We start from the raw sequence: 3,960 nt of genomic DNA, 5'->3' as shown, positions 1-3,960 counted from the left end.
CGGCCCGAGTATAGCCACCCTTCCTTACTGGCCCAGACCGGTCAGCTGATCGTGAATGCCCATGCAAGCCTGGAGGCGGTAGAACAGGCATACGACCAACAGTGGTTTCATCGTATATGAGTAAGGACGGAATCTTTGGGCATCACGCAAGGCCGGACTGTCAGGACGACAAAGGCTCTCGACGATAGTTCATGACTTTGCCACGAACAGACGCGAGACCGCCATCGACAGGGCCACAGCCAAGCCCATGGGCATAAAGGCCATGACCGGCAGGTGGCAGACCTCCATGAGCATGGCCATAGCCATGAGCGGAGCCTGCTGGGAGGCGGCCAGCAGAGAGGCGGCACCAAGGACGGCACACTGCCAGACCGGCAGGCCAGGCACTAGGCAAACCAGCAATAGGCCCAAAACAGCGCCCATGGCTGATCCTAAGGCTATGGATGGCGTCAGGGTGCCCCCAAAGGCCCCGGCACGGATGGTGGCTGTAGTCAGCAGAGCCTTGGCCAGAGCGAAGAGGACCAAGAGGGCAAGTGACTGAGCCAGCTGGAGCCCAGAAAATCCGGCAGGCAAACGCTGATCCATGCCCATCTGGGCCAGAGCCCGGCCATTGCCCATCACCTGAGGGACGACCAAGGCGACCAGACCGGTCAACAGGGATATCCCCGTCAGCTGCCAGATGGCGGCAGGGCCAGTGGTTCTATGGGCCTCTGCCCAGGAGGTCATCCGCCGGAATCCAGCCCCCAGCAGCCCCATGACCGGTCCGATCAGCAAAACTACTGCCATAAGCCAGGGCCGGAAGGGTTCGGAGCCGACCTTATAGTAAGGAGCAAACCCCTTGATGGATCCCCCGACCAGAGTAGCCAGGGCCGACATGGCCAGATTGACCGTCACCACTTCGGCATCAACCCGCCGCAGCAGCACCTCGATGCCGAAGAAGGCACCAGTCAGAGGCGCAATGTAAATGCCGGCGAATCCCGCACCAGCAGCCGAGGCGACCAGCAGTGGACCGTCTTGATCACGTAGCCCCAGCCGCCGTCCCATCTTGGTCCAGAGACCGCCCAGAAGAGCCCCGGCCTCGCGAGGGGCCACCTCCCTACCTATGGAGCCACCAGAAGCCACAAAGAAAATCTGGGTGAGCACATGGACCACGGTCCGCCCCGGGGGCATGGGCGCGCCCTTGACAGCTTGGCCGACCGAGGGGACCAGTCTGGTCCTCGTCCGCAGCCAGGCCCAGACCAGACCGGCCACAAGACCGGCAAGAGTCACCGAGGCCAGCCTTCTGATCGGCGGTACTGCTTCAGCCGTGGGAGCGCCTGGAGTCTCAGCGAAACCCAACAGGCCGACCTGTGTCAGCTCGAAGAACCTTGCCAGCAGGCCCGAAGAAAGTCCGACCAGCAGCCCCAGGCAGAGCACTGAGACCGTCAGGCCCCAGCTGCGGGGAAGCTGGAATCCGCGGTTGGGTCCTAGAGCCTGGTCAGGCTTTCGCTGGATATGCACAATCCCAATCTAGCGGAAGCAACCGCCAGCAGAGCGTTAACCCAAGCGGCCTTTCTGTCAGTCCGTCTTGTTCTTGAGGGCGTCCCGCAGGAAGTCCCGCTGCAAAATGAGCAGGTTCTCGGCCACAGTCTCGTCGTTGGTCATGTGGGTGATGCCGGTCAACGGCAGAACCGTATGGGGGCGTCCAGCCGCCATCAGAGCGCCGGAGAGCCTCAGGGTGTTGGCCACGGAGACATTGTCGTCCGCGAACCCGTGGATCAGCATCAGCGGGCGACGCAGCGAGGGGGCGTCATCAATGATCCCGTTGCGGCGGTAGACGGCCGGGTCCAGACCTAGATAGCGCTCGGTGTAATGGGTGTCGTAAAGAGTCCAGTCCGTGGGCGGGGCACCCGCACAGGCCGCATGGATCCGGTCGGGAGCCCGCAGAACCGATAGGGCCGACAGGAAGCCGCCATAGGACCAGCCGATCATGGCCACATGCCCCAGGTCGGCCTCGGGAGCGAAGTCCGGCAGGGCCTCCAAAGCCTCAAGCTGGTCATCCAGAGTCACCTGGGCCATGTCCTCAAAGATGGCCCGATCCCAGGCAGGACCACGACCAGGCGTGCCTCGGCCGTCGGCGGTCAGTACCAGGAAGCCCTGATCGGCCCACCACTGGGACTCCCAGTAGTAGGACTGGTTAAAGACCACCTGCTGGGCACCTGGCCCGCCGTAGGGCTTGAGCAGGACGGGCAGGCTGTCGGCGCTGGCGTAGGGGCTGGATTCAGAGGGCCTGACGATGGCTGCGAACAGCTCGTGCTGCCCCATGCGTACGAAGTCCACGTTGGGGGTGAACCCGGGATCGCTGCTGGTGTCGGCCAGGACAGCGCTCATAGCTCCCTGGCTATTGATATGACCTGTATCCACGGCCCGGCGATCAGGACGATCCTGATGCTCCGGCCGTACAGGTTCGCCAGTCTGCCTAGCGCTGCTGTCAGGGCGAGCTTCGCCCACCAGGCCCAGCCCTTCAGCACCCAGGCGGTCCAGATCCCCATCAGCCCCCAGATAGCAGTGCCGCACCTGTCCCTGCGCCGAAGCCATGGTCCGGCCGCTGACCACGATGCCATGGCCGGCTCGTGAGGCAGACCACACTCCAGGCAGGCGGTTGAGCACATGGATGGAGCCGTCATAGCTCAGGCGCATCAAATCGAAACTGCGGGGATCAGTGGAGACCACCGCCAGCACATCGTGGTCCTCCACAGACAGCACCTGCCGAATCTGGCAACCCGCTGGGGAGAAGACCTTTCCGTCAAGGCGCAGCCGCGTGGTGTCGGCTTCTGTGTCGATAAAGGCATCCACCAGCCCGCCCTGGGGCCGGTAGGCCGGCAGCCCGGGCACCAAGTCGAGCCACTGATCGTTGCTATGCTCCTGCAGCACCATGGTGGACACCTTGGGTGCCGCCTCGGGATCAAGCAGGGTCATATTCCGCCCCGGCTCCAAATCCTGACGGGCATCCGGCACCTGCACATCCAGGATCCTGTCCTCGGTCTGTCGGCGGTTCTGAACCAGCAGCAGGGGCCGATGCCCCTCCTGCCAGCGGACCACGGCCATGTACTCGAAGGCCTGATGGTCCCAGTCCACCTCGCCCACCCAGGGGTCGGCGTCATCCTGGCCCAGGAGGACCAGGCTCAGCCCAACGCGTGCGTTGGCGGTCAGAGCCTGGGGATACCGCCTGGCGCGCGGCCCGACCTGGGGATTGGCCGGATCGCTGATGTACCAGATCGGCTCATCGGAGGAATCAGTGTGCTCGACCAGCAGAGCCCGGGAATCCGGCGACCACCAGAACCCCTGGTAGCGATCCATCTCCTCGCCGGCCACGAACTCGGCCAGCCCCAGCTGCATCCGATCATCAGTGCCGGGGCGCAGGGCCAGGACAGCCCGTTCATGGTCCTGCTCGGCACCCTGCCCGATGGTGACCACCATTAGACGGTCGCCAGTCGTATAGGCCACCATGGTGCCGTCCGGGCTGATGGCGGGATTAAGCACAGCCGAATCACTGTCTTCCAAGCTCAGAGCCCGTGTGGAGGCGGTGAGACCATCAGGGGCTATCAGCGAAAGCCAGAGCCGACCGCCCAGGGCAAAGACCACCCGATCCCCGGCAGCATCCACGCTGTAATCGACAATGCCCTCGCCGCCTTCTCGCGAGCGCTCCCTGCGGGCCAGCTCGGCGGCTGGCACCTGTTCCTGGTCCGCATCCTCCAGCAGAGCCCTGGGATCAGCCAAGAGCACCTCATGGTGTCGGCCTTCCTGGTCAAAGACGGACAGCCAAAGCCCGGTCACCAGGTCCTCAGGCCCGTCGGAGCGCAGGAAGACGGCGCGTGAACCGTCCCCCACCGCCAGGGCCGACCGCGGCGCACCCAACGTAAACCGCAGGGTCCGGGCCTTGGCCCGCGGATATGCCTCCATCGCCCGATCCACCTCTTCGGC

At 64.4% G+C, this 3,960-nt stretch carries 2 protein-coding genes; both read right to left on the bottom strand.

The annotated features are described in order from the left end of the window. Positions 1 to 189 precede the first annotated feature (189 nt). A complete protein-coding gene (locus tag AC0AP0_RS09745) occupies positions 190 to 1,497 on the bottom strand; it encodes a chloride channel protein (RefSeq protein ID WP_490430317.1) in 1,308 nt (435 codons plus the stop codon). Between the two features lie 57 nt (positions 1,498 to 1,554). Beyond that, the gene (locus AC0AP0_RS09740; RefSeq protein ID WP_490430318.1) at positions 1,555 to 3,939 is read right to left on the bottom strand and encodes a S9 family peptidase; all 2,385 of its coding nucleotides are present in this window, start codon (positions 3,937 to 3,939) and stop codon (positions 1,555 to 1,557) included. Positions 3,940 to 3,960: the final 21 nt, after the last annotated feature.

This window comes from Bifidobacterium sp. POST2/T3 (B1), assembly GCF_058197115.1.
Note: the sequence above shows the minus strand (reverse complement) of the source record. Positions and strands in the feature narration are given on the sequence as shown.

Coding starts and splice junctions, on each gene's coding strand:
- AC0AP0_RS09740 (WP_490430318.1), bottom strand. CDS start 3,939: ATGGAGGCATATCCGCGGGCCAAGGCCCGGACCCTGCGGTTTACGTTG.